This is a genomic window from Streptococcus pseudopneumoniae IS7493 (genome assembly GCF_000221985.1).
GTDB lineage: Bacteria > Bacillota > Bacilli > Lactobacillales > Streptococcaceae > Streptococcus > Streptococcus pseudopneumoniae.
This window is the reverse complement of sequence record NC_015875.1, coordinates 297,413-310,081: the sequence shown is the minus strand read 5'-3', so window position 1 is coordinate 310,081 and position 12,669 is coordinate 297,413. Positions and strand designations below refer to the sequence as shown.

Here is a 12,669-nt window from a genome sequence, read left to right as displayed (position 1 = left end):
TCCCTAGTTCAGAGCAAGCAAGTCTAGACTGATTATACTCAATGAAAATCAAAGAGCAAACTAGGAAACTAGCCGCAGGTTGCTCAAAGCAGTGCTTTGAGGTTGTAGATAAGACTGACGAAGTCAGTAACCATATCTACGGCAAGACGACGTTGACGCGGTGTGAAGAGATTTTCGAAGGGTATTAAATAGAGGCTTCCTCCATCTTCTCCCGTCCTAGTTCTCGGTAACTACGGTCGCCGACAACTTCTACGCTAAACTGGCCGTCCTCATATTCAAGGATCGTCACGCTACCATTATCTAGACCATGCGGATGCATACCATTAATCAGATAAACAATGGTTCCAATGGTCATTCCGTGGCTGACGACAAGGGCATTGCCCCTACCTTGTTCTTCCATTTCTTTGGCAATCGTTTCAAAACCTTCCTTAATTCGGCCACTGAGTTTTTCCCAGCCTTCAGCCCAACCAGCTGTATCAACCTCTACCAAACCCTCAGCCAGTTCAGCATAAGACAATTGGTGAACATGGTCCACATTAAAGATACGAGGAATAATGCCCATGAAAAGATCACCATCATAAGCCCCGTCAAAACTACCGAAACACCATTCTCTGATACGCTTGTCCATGCGATAAGGGATTTTCCCCTGCAAGCCAAGTTCATCAAGGATAATTCCCATGGTCTGAATGGTGCGACCAGAATCACTCGAATAAGCACGCTCAAACTGTAGACCAGATTCTCGCAAACCGATTCCTAATTCTTGAATCCCTCGCTCACCTTCAGCTGTTAAGGGAGTATCGCTCCAACCTTGCGCTCGACCAATCGTGTTAAACATGGTCTTGCCATGACGTACCAAATACAATCGTACTTTTACCATTTTCCGTCCTCCGTTTGCTTCTATTATATCATGGATGATAAAACAAAAGCCACCCATACAGGTGACTTTTGCAGGAGATTATTATGAAAAAGTTTAGGAGTTCTATTAAATAAAGATATTAGATGAAAATCAAATTCAAACTAAATCAGAGTTATCTGTTTCAAATAATATTAGGAGGTCTTTATTTAATGATTATAGTATACACATCTAACCTTAAATAGAACTTAAAAAATTATACCCATTCACCTTTTTCATTTACTTTATAGCCGTTAATGGTCATATTTTTTGCCAATTTCCCATCAGCTAACAAGTAATACCACTTATCTCCGTCTTTAATCCATTGATTACGAGCGTACTTACCATCTTGGTTCAGATAATACCAACTATCATACTGAGAATCAAATACCCACTCACTCTTAGCCATGTAACCGCCACGTTTTAGGTAGTATTCTCCCTGCCAAGCTTTCTCCACATAACTACCAGTTGAATCTACATAAAACCAGCTCTTATAGTCTTCATCATAAATCCATTCACTTGCAGCCATTGAAGCATCTGATTTTAGATAATAACGGCCTACCCAACTGTTTCTTACAAGATTGCCAGAAAGGTCATTATAGTACCATTTGCCAGACTCTTTAAACCACTTACTTGCTTGATGATTTTTCTTAGTCTCTCCATTAGAGGTAATAATAGCTTGAGATGAAGTTGAAACTGAGGATGAAGTTCCAGTAGAAACTGCTTGAATAGCCTCTTCTTTTGTCACCTTAGGCTTAGCTTTTCCTTGGTAAACATCTTCGATACGCTTAGTAAAGACAGATAACTCTTCAGGGGATAACATGTGTCTTACAGTCTCTTCCTTATATACAAGACCTGCTTCTTTCCTGATTTTGTGTATCCCCTCTTCAACTATATCATCAATCTTACTAAACATAGAAACTTTATCTGCTTTTGAAAGTGTATCATCATTACTAATGGCTGTCTTCTCCATGAAAGCAACAGCATTAATTTCTCTGATATTTTTTTCCGTAGGAATTAAACTAGGACTCGATTTATCAACATTTTTATAAAAAGTTGATAAATTTTGAACATACTCTTTTAATGTTAAGTTACTATCATTGTATGGCTCATCATCGCCAAAATGACGAGACCGAGGTAACGACCAGCCTGTTAATGGTCCGTAAAAACTTTTTAAATCGCTAATTAGTTTTTCCTTCTCAACAGATGAGTATAAATTACTATCTTTTTCTACTTGCTGAAGTAGTAAGTCATATTTTTTTATTCTAGCTATATCAAAAACATATCCTAAAAAGTTAGGCACATCACTTTTTATTCTATTGACAATTTCTTCGAATTCAAACGAATAATAGTAACCATTTTTTGAAAATCTATTTATATTTTCCTCTGTAACCTCAGCTAATCTTTTAACTACGACAGTCTTGAGTTTTAAGACATCATCATCTTTAAATTGTACAGTATTCCAATCAATGCCATCAATTTCTTCCAATAATTTTTTCTTCACTTGTTCAGAATAATTTCTAGCTACATTCTCTAAATCTGCTTGTGTTTTATATAGACTTTCATTTCTTGAATTCGTATCATTTTCCTGCGCAAAAACTACTTGACTGGCAAAAGTTCGGACTAGTAAAGTCGACAGTCCTAAAGCTACTAAAGCATGTTTCATTTCTTTTTTCATCAATTTCTCCTATTTTCTTAATTTTTAAAACTATGAATTGGTGCTGGGATTTGTCCTCCACGAGAGATGAAATCAACAGACGAAGCCCCATTAACCTTCATAACAGGTGCAGTACCTAATAGGCCACCAAATTCAATCATATCGCCTTCTTTTCCTTTTGGAATGATACGAACAGCTGTTGTTTTCATGTTAATGACACCAATTGCAGCTTCATCTGCAATCATAGCCGCAATGGTTTCAGCAGGTGTATCTTCTGGGATGGCAATCATATCCAAACCAACAGAACAGATAGCTGTCATAGCTTCTAGTTTTTCCAAATTAAGAGAGCCATTTTGCACTGCAGCAATCATTCCTTCATCCTCAGAAACGGGGATAAAGGCACCAGACAAACCACCGACTTGGTTGCAGGCCATCACTCCGCCCTTCTTAACTTGGTCATTCAAGAGAGCCAAGGCAGCCGTCGTTCCGTGCGTACCAACTGTCTCTAGTCCCATTTCCTCAAGGACACGTGCTACAGAATCTCCAACCGCAGGAGTTGGGGACAAACTCAAGTCCACAATACCAAACTCCACACCCAGTCTCTCACTAGCCATCTGACCAACCAATTGACCGATACGAGTGATTTTAAAGGCAGTTTTCTTAACTGTTTCGGCTACTACATCAAAGCTCTGTCCACGAACTTTTTCCAAGGCACGCTTGACCACGCCAGGACCGGAAACGCCGACATTGATGATAACATCTGCTTCCCCAACACCATGGAAGGCACCAGCCATAAATGGATTGTCCTCAACAGCATTAGCGAACACAACCAACTTGGCCGCTCCCATATCTGATAGATTAGCCGTTTCCTTGATAACTCGTCCCATATCCGCCACAGCCGTCATATTGATACCAGACTTGGTTGAGCCGATATTGACTGACGAGCAGACCTTGTCCGTTTCAGCCAAAGCACGAGGAATAGAATCGATGAGAATCTCATCCCCCTTTTGATAACCTTTTTGTACCAAGGCAGAGAAACCACCAATAAAATCCACACCGATTTCTTTCGCAGCCTTATCAAGCGCTTTTGCCAGAACCACGTAGTCCGTCGCATCTGTCGCTGCCCCTATCAGAGAAATAGGAGTCACCGATACACGCTTATTTACGATAGGAATTCCCAACTCAGCTGCAATTTCATCCCCAACAGCCACTAAATTAGCTGCCTTGGTCGTAATCTTTTGATAAATTTTCTCCGCAGCACGATTGATATCTGGATCAATACAGTCCAAAAGGGAAATCCCCATGGTAATGGTTCTGATATCGAAATTTTGCTCCTCAATCATGGCGATAGTTTAAGTAACTTGTCTAATATCCATGTGCACCTCCTAGATATTATACATAGCTTCGAAAATCGCTGCACTCTGAATATTGATTTTCACATTCAAAGTTTGCCCAAAAGCTTCAAATTCATTACGAAGATAGGTAAAATCTTGCTTTTCATCGCTAGAGACGACAGCCATCATCGTGAAATATTCATCCAAGACAGTTTGAGAGATATCATCAATATTCAAACCCAATTCTGCAATTTTACCAGAAACACCTGCCACAATTCCAGATTTATCTTTACCAACAACAGTTATAATGGCTTTCATAAGTAAACTCCAATTCTTCTTTTAATAGGAAACCTGAACATTCAGCAGATTTCTTCTTAAATAGTATAGCATAATTCCAACTTAAATACTCAAAAACGCCTGCTTACGAAGTTGTTCTTAAGAAAAAAACAATTTCGTAAACAAGCGTCTACTATCCCAACTTATGATGAGTGTTCCCGCTAGGACCGAAATCCTAGCGGTAGACCAGAGCTAGACTAAGAGCACAAGACTCCATCATCATAACACTCAACAAAATTGATGATTTTATACTAATTCGATGATCGCCATTGGCGCTGCATCACCACGACGTGGTTCAGTTTTAAGGATACGAGTGTATCCACCGTTACGTTCAGCATAACGAGGTGCGATTTCTGAGAACAATTTTTGAAGTGCTGTAGTAGAAGTGTACTTGTCAGTTGCTTCATCATAGTTTTCAGATGCGATTTCATTACGTACGAAAGCAGCTGCTTGACGACGTGCATGCAAATCACCACGTTTACCTAGAGTAATCATTTTTTCAACAGTTTTACGGATTTCTTTAGCACGAGCTTCAGTTGTCACGATTGATTCGTTGATCAAAAGGTCAGTTGTCAAATCGCGAAGCATTGCTTTACGTTGTGAGCTAGTGCGTCCTAGTTTACGGTAAGCCATGTATTCCTCCTTTATTTATCTTTTAATCCAAGACCCAAATCAATGAGTTTGAGTTTCACTTCTTCCAAACTCTTGCGTCCAAGATTTCGTACTTTCATCATCTCTGCTTCAGATTTTTCTGTCAAATCATGCACAGTATTGATACCGGCACGTTTCAAACAGTTGTATGAACGCACAGACAAGTCCAGTTCCTCAATCGTACGATCCAAAATACGGTCGTCAGATTCAGTATCAGCTTCTTTCATCACTTCAGTTGACTTAGCAATCTCAGTAAGATTTGTAAACAAATCAAGATGTTCTGTCAAAATACGTGCTGAAAGCCCTAAAGCATCTTCCGGAATAATTGTTCCATTTGTCAAGATTTCAAGGGTTAATTTGTCAAATCCATCATTGCTACCTACACGAGCAGGCTCCACTTGATAGTTGACTTTTGTAACTGGTGTATAAATAGAATCTACAGCAAGTGTTCCAACTGGTGCATTATCCTTTTTATTTTCATCAGCAGGTACATATCCACGACCACTGTTAACAGTCATAGTCGCTTTTAGAGAAGAACCTTCACCGATTGTAAAAAGATAATGATCTGGATTTACAATTTCAATATCGCTATCTGTCAAAATGTCACCAGCTGTTACTTCAGCAGGGCCTTCAACATCCAGTTCGATGATTTTTTCGTCTTCAACGTACGATTTCACTGCAATTCCTTTAATGTTCAGAATGATTTGCATCACGTCTTCACGAACACCTGGAACTGTGTCAAACTCATGTAACACACCATCAATGTTGATAGATGTCACAGCTGCTCCTGGTAGAGAAGCTAGAAGTACACGACGAAGAGAGTTACCAAGAGTTGTACCGTAGCCACGTTCAAGTGGTTCGATTACAAACTTGCCATAATCTTTATTTTCATCAATTTTTGTTATATTTGGTTTTTCAAACTCGATCATTTAGTTACTCCCTCTTAAACGAAAAGCAGTGTAATGCGATGATTATACACGGCGACGTTTTGGAGGACGAGCACCATTGTGTGGCACTGGAGTCACATCACGAATTGCTGTTACTTCAAGACCAGCGGCAGCAAGCGCACGAATAGCTGACTCACGACCAGAACCTGGACCTTTTACAGTAACTTCAACTGATTTAAGACCGTGTTCTTGTGCAGATTTAGCAGCAGCTTCAGAAGCCATTTGAGCAGCGAATGGTGTAGATTTACGAGAACCTTTGAAACCAAGAGCACCAGCTGATGACCAAGCAATTGCATTACCATGCACATCAGTAATCATAACAATAGTGTTATTAAATGTAGCGTGAATATGAGCAATACCAGATTCGATATTTTTTTTCACACGACGTTTACGTGTTGGTTTAGCCAAGACTTTTACCTCCTATATTATTTTTTCTTACCAGCAATCGCAACAGCTTTACCTTTACGAGTGCGAGCGTTGTTTTTAGTATTTTGTCCACGGACAGGAAGTCCACGACGGTGACGGATACCACGGTATGAACCGATTTCCATCAAACGTTTGATGTTCAAGTTTACTTCACGACGAAGGTCACCTTCAACTTTGATTGCATCCACTTCACGACGGATAGCATCTTCTTGATCTGATGTAAGATCACGTACACGAACATCTTCTGAGATTCCAGCAGCAGCCAAAATTTTCTTAGATGTTGCAAGTCCGATACCATAAACATAAGTCAATGAGATTACTACACGTTTGTCATTTGGAATGTCAACTCCAGCAATACGAGCCATGTTTTCTCCTTTCTATCTTATCCTTGACGTTGTTTGTGTTTTGGATTTGCTGGGCAAATTACCATAACACGACCATTACGACGAATAACTTTACAGTATTCGCAAATTGGTTTGACCGATGGTCTTACTTTCATTTCTTATCCCTCCAAGTTTTTCGATTATTTAAAGCGGTAAGTGATACGCCCACGTGTCAAGTCATATGGACTCATTTCGACAGTAACACGATCTCCCGCTAAAATACGAATATAGTTTTTACGAATTTTACCAGAAACTGTTGCTAAAATCTGATGTCCATTTTCAAGTTCAACCGTAAACATTGCATTCGGCATTGTATCAACTACTTTGCCTTCAACTTCAATCACATCGTCTTTTGCCACGCAAAAGCACCTCCATAAATTTCGATTCGATGCCTCTAGACACAGAGACAACAATTATAAGTCAGACTATCTCAGTATAACATTTGTAGCGGATTTTTGCAAGTGTGAAAAGCGCTTTATTTCAAATTTGTCAATACTTTTTCGATATCTGAGAAGACATCATTGATATCTTGATTACCTTCGATGTCATGAACCAAACCTTTGGCACGGTAGTGAGCAATGATTGGTTCTCCTTGAGCAATATTAACGTCCAATCGACGTTTGACTGTCTCAGGTTTATCATCTTCACGTTGGTAGTAATCTTCTTCTTTATAGTCAACTGGTGGGTTAAAGACCTTGTGGAAAGTTTCTCCAGTTACGCGGTGGATGATACGGCCACTCAAACGTTCCAAGAGGCTATCTGGATTCACTTCTATGTTGATGACGCCTTCTAGTTCAATGCCAAGTTCAGCCAATGTTTTGTCCAAGGCATGAGCTTGTTCGATTGTACGTGGGTAACCATCCAACAAGAATCCTGTTTCTTTAATATCATCTTGTGAAAGACGTTCTTTTACGATTCCATTTGTAACTTCATCAGGAACTAATTCACCCTTGTCAATATATGACTTAGCAAGAACACCCATTTCAGTTTGATTTGCCATTGCAGCGCGGAACATATCACCTGTTGAGATATGTGCAACATGGAATTGTTCTACGATTTTTGCTGCTTGAGTTCCCTTACCTGCACCAGGTAAGCCCATAATCAAAAGATTCATGATTTGATCTCCTTATTTTATTTTTAAATAGAAGCAAAAAGTCTTTTCACCCCTATTTAAAAACAAAATAGAAGAGGGGAGATCCAACTCTTACAAATGTCAGAGTTTAAACCTCCACTCCCTCAGCATTTACTGATTCAGTAAATACTTTTATTCTGTTCTGTCCATGAAACCAACATACTTACGTTTCAATAGGTAACCCTCCAATTGCTTGATTCCTTCGATACCTGTAGAGATAATGATCAAGAGACTTGTTCCACCAAAGGCAACAACATCAGAAAGACCAAATACATCTTTAGCTGCAATCGGTAAAATGGAAATCACACCAAGGAAGAGGGAACCAACCGTTGCAAGACGACGAAGAAGTTTAGACATATATTCTTCTGTACCTTTACCAGGACGAACTCCATGGATATAGGCACCGCTCTTTTGTAGGTTCTCTGCCGCTTTTTCAGGATTAATCTGTACAAACGTATAGAAGAATGTAAAGAGAATAATCAACAAAGCATACATGGCAATACCAGTTGGAGAAGTGGTTGCCAACATCTCTTGTGCTACCCTTACCCAAGCCCAATCATGACCTGTGGCGCTCAAAAACTGAAGAATCGCCGCAGGCGCTGCAGTAATGGAACTGGCAAAGATAACAGGGATAACTCCAGCAGGGTTTACCTTCAATGGAAGGTAAGAGCTAGATGGAGCACCTTGTGCAACCTTAGTATATTGGATTGGAATTTTGTATTCTGCTTGTTGAACATAAGTTGTAAAGTAAATGATCAACAATACAGTAATAATCAAAATGATTACGAAAATGATAGATGAAGTGATCCGGCTACTTGGGACGTTCACAAAGTAGTCCACATAGATGCCCTGAATCATCTCTGGAATTGAGGCAACAATCCCGGCAAAGATAATCATAGAAACACCATTTCCGTATCCCTTATCTGTAATTTGCTCTCCCAACCAAGTGACAATCATACTACCAGCTGTTAAGATGATACCAATCGTCAGAAAAACTTGGGGAGTTAAAGCAGTTTTAATCAATTGAGCTCCAGCCAAGGTATTAAAACCAGCTGTAATCCCGATAGATTGCACAAAGGCTAGACCAAGGGCAATATAACGAGTAGCTTGGTTCAATTTTCTTCGACCTACTTCCCCTTGTTTTCCCCACTCTACAAATTTCGGTAAAATATCCATTTGTAAGAGTTGGACAACGATAGAAGCAGTAATATAGGGACTAACTCCTAGGGCAAAAATCGAAAAGTTTTTTAGGGCATTCCCCGACACCAAGCTCAACATGTTTAAGAAGGATAATCCACTTAAAGCATTCAAGCTATTGGCATTCACACCAGGAACTGTAATGCTAGTTCCGATACGAAAGACCAAAACGATAAAAATTGTAAATAAAATTTTTGATCGAACCTGCTTGACTTTAAGAGCTTCTCTTAATAATTTAAAAAACATAGGTCACCTCTCTTAGATGACTTCTACTGAACCACCTTTAGCAGTGATAGCTTCTTCAGCTGATTTAGAGAATTTAGCTGCTTTCACAGTCAATTTCTTAATCAACTCACCGTTACCAAGAATTTTAATACCTGACTTTTCAGCTTTAACAATTCCTGCTTCGATAAGAACAACTGGAGTTACTTCAGCACCATCTTCAAAGACGTTCAATTGGTCAAGGTTCACAATTGCGTATTCTTTAGCGTTGATGTTAGTGAATCCACGTTTTGGAAGACGACGGAACAATGGAGTTTGTCCACCTTCAAAACCAAGGCGAACTCCGCCACCGCTACGAGCTTTTTGACCTTTTTGACCACGACCAGATGTTTTACCGTTACCTGATGAAGTACCACGACCAACGCGGTTACGTACTTTACGAGAACCTTCTGCAGGTTTCAATTCATGAAGTTTCATTTTTATTTTCTCCTCTTTTGTAAAATGCTAGCGCCGATAAGGGAGAAAAGGTTGTCTCCCCCATCAACTCGCCTATACGACGTCATCATAGATGACTATATCTAGTTTTAGGGGATGGTATAGTGCACATCCCCTAAAAATTCATTAGTTTACTTCTTCAACTGTTACCAAGTGAGATACTGCAGTGATCATACCACGGATAGCAGCGTTATCTTCTTTAATAACAGAGCTGTTCAATTTGCCAAGTCCAAGTGCTACAACAGTTTTACGTTGTGATGGAATGCGTCCGATTGGAGACTTAGTCAAAGTAATTTTAATTTGAGCCATTTTATCCCCTTTCTTATGCCAAATCAGAAACTGAAATACCACGAAGGGCAGCAACTTCTTCAGCGCGTTTCAATTGTTTCAAACCTTCAACAGTTGCACGAACAATGTTGATTGGAGTGTTAGAACCAAGTGATTTAGATGTAATATCTGCCACACCTGCCAATTCCACAACGGCACGAACTGCACCACCAGCGGCAACTCCAGAACCTTCTACAGCAGGTTTCAACAATACTTTAGCTCCACCGAATTCTGAAAGAACTTCGTGTGGGATTGTTGTTCCAACCATAGGAACTTCGATCAAGTTTTTCTTAGCATCATCTACTGCTTTACGGATTGCTTCTGGAACTTCTTGAGCTTTACCAGTACCAAATCCTACGCGACCGTTGTGGTCACCAACAACAACAAGAGCTGCGAAACGAAGACGACGTCCACCTTTAACAACTTTTGTAACACGATTGACAGCAACTACGCGTTCTTCTAATTCAACTGCATTGTCTTTAAATGCCATTTTCTAGTGTCCTCCTATTAGAATTTCAATCCGTTTTCACGAGCTGCATCAGCCAAAGCTTTCACACGTCCGTGATATAGATATCCACCGCGGTCGAACACCACTTCTGAAATACCTTTAGCGTTTGCACGTTCTGCAACGAGTTTACCGACAGCAACAGCTTGTTCAGTTTTAGTTCCTTTTGAAACTTCTTTATCAAGAGTTGAAGCACTTGCGAGCGTTACACCCGCTACGTCATCAATCACTTGAGCGTAGATGCCTGTATTAGAACGGAATACGTTCAAACGTGGGCGATCAGCAGTTCCAGAGAGTTTTCCGCGAACGCGACGGTGGCGTTTTTGGCGGAGTTTGTTTTTATCTGGTTTTGAAATCACAGTTTTCACCTCTTTAGTTTTAAATCGTGTGCTATGCACAAAGTTGGAAAATAGGTTGGTGGTTGAGAATCAACCACTCAACATTATTTACCTGTTTTACCTTCTTTACGGCGAACGAATTCACCAACGTAACGGATACCTTTACCTTTATATGGTTCTGGTGAACGAAGGCTACGTACGTAAGCAGCTGTTTGTCCAACTACTTCTTTTGAAATTCCGCTAACAACGATTGTTGTTGGGTTTGGAAGTTCAAAAGTAATTCCTTCTGGAGCTTCAACTTCGTCTGGGTGAGATTTACCAACAGCCAAAACAAGTTTAGATCCTTGAAGTTGTGCACGGTAACCAACCCCACGCATTTCAAGTTCTTTCTTGAATCCTTCTGATACACCAACAACCATGTTGTTCAAAAGGGCACGAGTAGTTCCGTGGATAGTTTTCATTTCTTTTGAATCGTTTGGACGGTGAAGGGTTACTTCAGTACCTTCCACACGGATTTCAATATCTTTTGAGAACTCACGAGTAAGTTCTCCTTTAGGTCCTTTTACAGTTACAAGGTTGTCATTGTTAGTGATTTCAACACCAGCAGGCAACACGATAACTTTATTACCAATACGTGACATGTTTATTTTCTCCTGTTAAATTGTCAGGCCAGAACGGCCAGTTTTCACGGGGTTCAGATACTTATTTAGTTCAAGAGCTGAACTGAACACGCTCTAACGAGCTTTGTATCTTGATTTGAGTTCGAGCTAAGAATTTGGTGAAAAAGATAAGTTTGTCTTGGAGCATCGCTCCTGCTACAAACTTCCTATTTTCACTGCATTCTTTTAACGCTCTCACATCATCAATTACCAAACGTAAGCGATAACCTCACCACCAACATTCTTTTGGCGTGCTTCTTTATCAGTAAGCAAACCTTCAGAAGTTGAAAGGATAGCAATTCCAAGTCCGTTAAGAACTTTTGGAAGGTCTTCACGTTTTTTGTAGACACGAAGTCCTGGTTTAGAAATACGTTTCAAGTTAGTGATAACTTTTTCACCGTTTGGTCCGTATTTAAGAAATACACGGATGATGCCTTGTTTGTCATCTTCGATGATTTCAACGTTTTTTACAAAACCTTCGCGTTTAAGGATTTCAGCAATCCCTTTTTTGATGTTTGATGCAGGTACTTCAAGTACTTCGTGTTTAGCTTGGTTAGCGTTACGAATACGAGTTAGGAAGTCTGCGATTGGGTCAGTCATAACCATTTTGTTTTTCTCCTCTTACTAGTAGTTTGCAAGTTGCACTTGCTAGTTAATACATGATACAAAGAGCGTAACAGCAAGAGCAAAAATAGGCAATTTGATGCAGGAGCGATGCTCCAAAGAAAATTGGTCTTTTTTTGCCAAAGCTGTAGCTCGTGTTCAAATTGGCTAGCCCAACTGAACCCGGGCTAAACTCTGTGTGAAAAAGATAAACTTTCCTAGAAACCTCAGTTTCTTCGTCAAGTTTCCTATTTTCACTTAGAGTTTTGACGCCCTTGATATCTTAAATTACCAAGATGCTTTTGTTACACCAGGAATTTGACCTTTATGCGCAAGTTCGCGAAAAGCGATACGACTCAGACCAAATTTGCGGTAAACTGAATGTGGGCGCCCCGTAACTCTACAACGATTATGTAAACGAGTCGGTGAGGCGTTGCGAGGTAATTTAGATAAACCTTCATAGTCCCCTGCTGCCTTTAATGCAGCACGTTTTTCAGCATAACGGTCAACAATTTTTTGGCGTTTAGCCTCTCTAGCTACCATTGATTTTTTAGCCATTAGATTT

The 12,669-nt window shown here is 39.9% G+C and carries 20 protein-coding genes; 1 reads left to right on the top strand and 19 read right to left on the bottom strand.

The window, feature by feature from the left end:
• The first annotated feature begins 41 nt into the window (after positions 1-41).
• The gene (locus SPPN_RS13720) at positions 42-188 is read left to right on the top strand and encodes a hypothetical protein (protein ID WP_080564649.1); all 147 of its coding nucleotides are present in this window, start codon (positions 42-44) and stop codon (positions 186-188) included.
• Here the strand turns inward: SPPN_RS13720 and SPPN_RS01865 are convergent.
• From SPPN_RS01865 to rpsN, 19 genes are all read right to left on the bottom strand, one after another.
• Complete coding sequence (locus tag SPPN_RS01865; protein ID WP_000241552.1) at positions 185-877, bottom strand: histidine phosphatase family protein; 693 nt, start codon at positions 875-877, stop codon at positions 185-187. The genes SPPN_RS13720 and SPPN_RS01865 overlap by 4 nt on opposite strands.
• A 232-nt stretch (positions 878-1,109) precedes the next feature.
• Positions 1,110-2,570, bottom strand: coding sequence for an N-acetylmuramoyl-L-alanine amidase family protein (locus SPPN_RS01860; protein ID WP_000711933.1), 1,461 nt, complete (start codon positions 2,568-2,570; stop codon positions 1,110-1,112).
• Between the two features lie 17 nt (positions 2,571-2,587).
• Positions 2,588-3,892 (bottom strand): PFL family protein, encoded by a 1,305-nt coding sequence (locus tag SPPN_RS01855; RefSeq protein WP_014017191.1) that lies wholly within the window; start codon positions 3,890-3,892, stop codon positions 2,588-2,590.
• A 42-nt stretch (positions 3,893-3,934) separates the two neighbouring features.
• On the bottom strand, positions 3,935-4,201 hold the full coding sequence (locus tag SPPN_RS01850) for an ACT domain-containing protein (protein WP_000644124.1): 267 nt from the start codon (positions 4,199-4,201) through the stop codon (positions 3,935-3,937).
• Between the two features lie 264 nt (positions 4,202-4,465).
• The gene (gene rplQ / locus SPPN_RS01845; protein WP_000331493.1) at positions 4,466-4,852 is read right to left on the bottom strand and encodes a 50S ribosomal protein L17; all 387 of its coding nucleotides are present in this window, start codon (positions 4,850-4,852) and stop codon (positions 4,466-4,468) included.
• Positions 4,853-4,863: 11 nt separating this feature from the next.
• Entirely contained in the window at positions 4,864-5,799 is a 936-nt protein-coding gene (locus tag SPPN_RS01840) for a DNA-directed RNA polymerase subunit alpha (RefSeq protein ID WP_000568988.1), read from the bottom strand.
• A gap of 42 nt (positions 5,800-5,841) precedes the next feature.
• Complete coding sequence (gene rpsK / locus SPPN_RS01835) at positions 5,842-6,225, bottom strand: 30S ribosomal protein S11 (RefSeq protein ID WP_001118385.1); 384 nt, start codon at positions 6,223-6,225, stop codon at positions 5,842-5,844.
• A gap of 17 nt (positions 6,226-6,242) precedes the next feature.
• A complete protein-coding gene (gene rpsM / locus SPPN_RS01830) occupies positions 6,243-6,608 on the bottom strand; it encodes a 30S ribosomal protein S13 (RefSeq protein WP_000090781.1) in 366 nt (121 codons plus the stop codon).
• A 17-nt stretch (positions 6,609-6,625) separates the two neighbouring features.
• Complete coding sequence (gene rpmJ / locus SPPN_RS01825) at positions 6,626-6,742, bottom strand: 50S ribosomal protein L36 (RefSeq protein ID WP_001808836.1); 117 nt, start codon at positions 6,740-6,742, stop codon at positions 6,626-6,628.
• A gap of 24 nt (positions 6,743-6,766) precedes the next feature.
• Positions 6,767-6,985, bottom strand: a complete 219-nt coding sequence (infA, locus tag SPPN_RS01820; protein ID WP_001029883.1) for a translation initiation factor IF-1 — start codon at positions 6,983-6,985, stop codon at positions 6,767-6,769.
• Between the two features lie 116 nt (positions 6,986-7,101).
• The gene (locus tag SPPN_RS01815; protein WP_001050436.1) at positions 7,102-7,740 is read right to left on the bottom strand and encodes an adenylate kinase; all 639 of its coding nucleotides are present in this window, start codon (positions 7,738-7,740) and stop codon (positions 7,102-7,104) included.
• Between the two features lie 150 nt (positions 7,741-7,890).
• On the bottom strand, positions 7,891-9,201 hold the full coding sequence (secY, locus tag SPPN_RS01810) for a preprotein translocase subunit SecY (protein ID WP_000465393.1): 1,311 nt from the start codon (positions 9,199-9,201) through the stop codon (positions 7,891-7,893).
• Positions 9,202-9,213: 12 nt separating this feature from the next.
• Entirely contained in the window at positions 9,214-9,654 is a 441-nt protein-coding gene (gene rplO, locus SPPN_RS01805) for a 50S ribosomal protein L15 (RefSeq protein ID WP_000766086.1), read from the bottom strand.
• A 144-nt stretch (positions 9,655-9,798) separates the two neighbouring features.
• Positions 9,799-9,981 (bottom strand): 50S ribosomal protein L30, encoded by a 183-nt coding sequence (rpmD, locus tag SPPN_RS01800; protein WP_000057241.1) that lies wholly within the window; start codon positions 9,979-9,981, stop codon positions 9,799-9,801.
• Between the two features lie 13 nt (positions 9,982-9,994).
• Entirely contained in the window at positions 9,995-10,489 is a 495-nt protein-coding gene (rpsE, locus tag SPPN_RS01795) for a 30S ribosomal protein S5 (RefSeq protein WP_000874202.1), read from the bottom strand.
• Positions 10,490-10,506: 17 nt separating this feature from the next.
• Complete coding sequence (gene rplR, locus SPPN_RS01790) at positions 10,507-10,863, bottom strand: 50S ribosomal protein L18 (protein WP_000624044.1); 357 nt, start codon at positions 10,861-10,863, stop codon at positions 10,507-10,509.
• An 83-nt stretch (positions 10,864-10,946) separates the two neighbouring features.
• Positions 10,947-11,483, bottom strand: coding sequence for a 50S ribosomal protein L6 (gene rplF / locus SPPN_RS01785; protein ID WP_000086622.1), 537 nt, complete (start codon positions 11,481-11,483; stop codon positions 10,947-10,949).
• 225 nt (positions 11,484-11,708) lie between these two features.
• Entirely contained in the window at positions 11,709-12,107 is a 399-nt protein-coding gene (rpsH, locus tag SPPN_RS01780; RefSeq protein ID WP_000245503.1) for a 30S ribosomal protein S8, read from the bottom strand.
• A gap of 285 nt (positions 12,108-12,392) precedes the next feature.
• Positions 12,393-12,662 (bottom strand): 30S ribosomal protein S14, encoded by a 270-nt coding sequence (rpsN, locus tag SPPN_RS01775; protein ID WP_001085703.1) that lies wholly within the window; start codon positions 12,660-12,662, stop codon positions 12,393-12,395.
• Between the last annotated feature and the right edge of the window lie 7 nt (positions 12,663-12,669).

Excerpts from the sequence above, each read along its gene's own strand:
- SPPN_RS13720 (WP_080564649.1), top strand. The coding sequence starts at position 42 with ATGAAAATCAAAGAGCAAACTAGGAAACTAGCCGCAGGTTGCTCAAAG.
- SPPN_RS01865 (WP_000241552.1), bottom strand. The coding sequence starts at position 877 with ATGGTAAAAGTACGATTGTATTTGGTACGTCATGGCAAGACCATGTTT.
- SPPN_RS01860 (WP_000711933.1), bottom strand. The coding sequence starts at position 2,570 with ATGAAAAAAGAAATGAAACATGCTTTAGTAGCTTTAGGACTGTCGACT.
- SPPN_RS01855 (WP_014017191.1), bottom strand. The coding sequence starts at position 3,892 with ATGATTGAGGAGCAAAATTTCGATATCAGAACCATTACCATGGGGATT.
- SPPN_RS01850 (WP_000644124.1), bottom strand. The coding sequence starts at position 4,201 with ATGAAAGCCATTATAACTGTTGTTGGTAAAGATAAATCTGGAATTGTG.
- rplQ (WP_000331493.1), bottom strand. The coding sequence starts at position 4,852 with ATGGCTTACCGTAAACTAGGACGCACTAGCTCACAACGTAAAGCAATG.
- SPPN_RS01840 (WP_000568988.1), bottom strand. The coding sequence starts at position 5,799 with ATGATCGAGTTTGAAAAACCAAATATAACAAAAATTGATGAAAATAAA.
- rpsM (WP_000090781.1), bottom strand. The coding sequence starts at position 6,608 with ATGGCTCGTATTGCTGGAGTTGACATTCCAAATGACAAACGTGTAGTA.
- rpmJ (WP_001808836.1), bottom strand. The coding sequence starts at position 6,742 with ATGAAAGTAAGACCATCGGTCAAACCAATTTGCGAATACTGTAAAGTT.
- SPPN_RS01815 (WP_001050436.1), bottom strand. The coding sequence starts at position 7,740 with ATGAATCTTTTGATTATGGGCTTACCTGGTGCAGGTAAGGGAACTCAA.
- secY (WP_000465393.1), bottom strand. The coding sequence starts at position 9,201 with ATGTTTTTTAAATTATTAAGAGAAGCTCTTAAAGTCAAGCAGGTTCGA.
- rplO (WP_000766086.1), bottom strand. The coding sequence starts at position 9,654 with ATGAAACTTCATGAATTGAAACCTGCAGAAGGTTCTCGTAAAGTACGT.
- rpmD (WP_000057241.1), bottom strand. The coding sequence starts at position 9,981 with ATGGCTCAAATTAAAATTACTTTGACTAAGTCTCCAATCGGACGCATT.
- rpsE (WP_000874202.1), bottom strand. The coding sequence starts at position 10,489 with ATGGCATTTAAAGACAATGCAGTTGAATTAGAAGAACGCGTAGTTGCT.
- rplF (WP_000086622.1), bottom strand. The coding sequence starts at position 11,483 with ATGTCACGTATTGGTAATAAAGTTATCGTGTTGCCTGCTGGTGTTGAA.
- rpsH (WP_000245503.1), bottom strand. The coding sequence starts at position 12,107 with ATGGTTATGACTGACCCAATCGCAGACTTCCTAACTCGTATTCGTAAC.
- rpsN (WP_001085703.1), bottom strand. The coding sequence starts at position 12,662 with ATGGCTAAAAAATCAATGGTAGCTAGAGAGGCTAAACGCCAAAAAATT.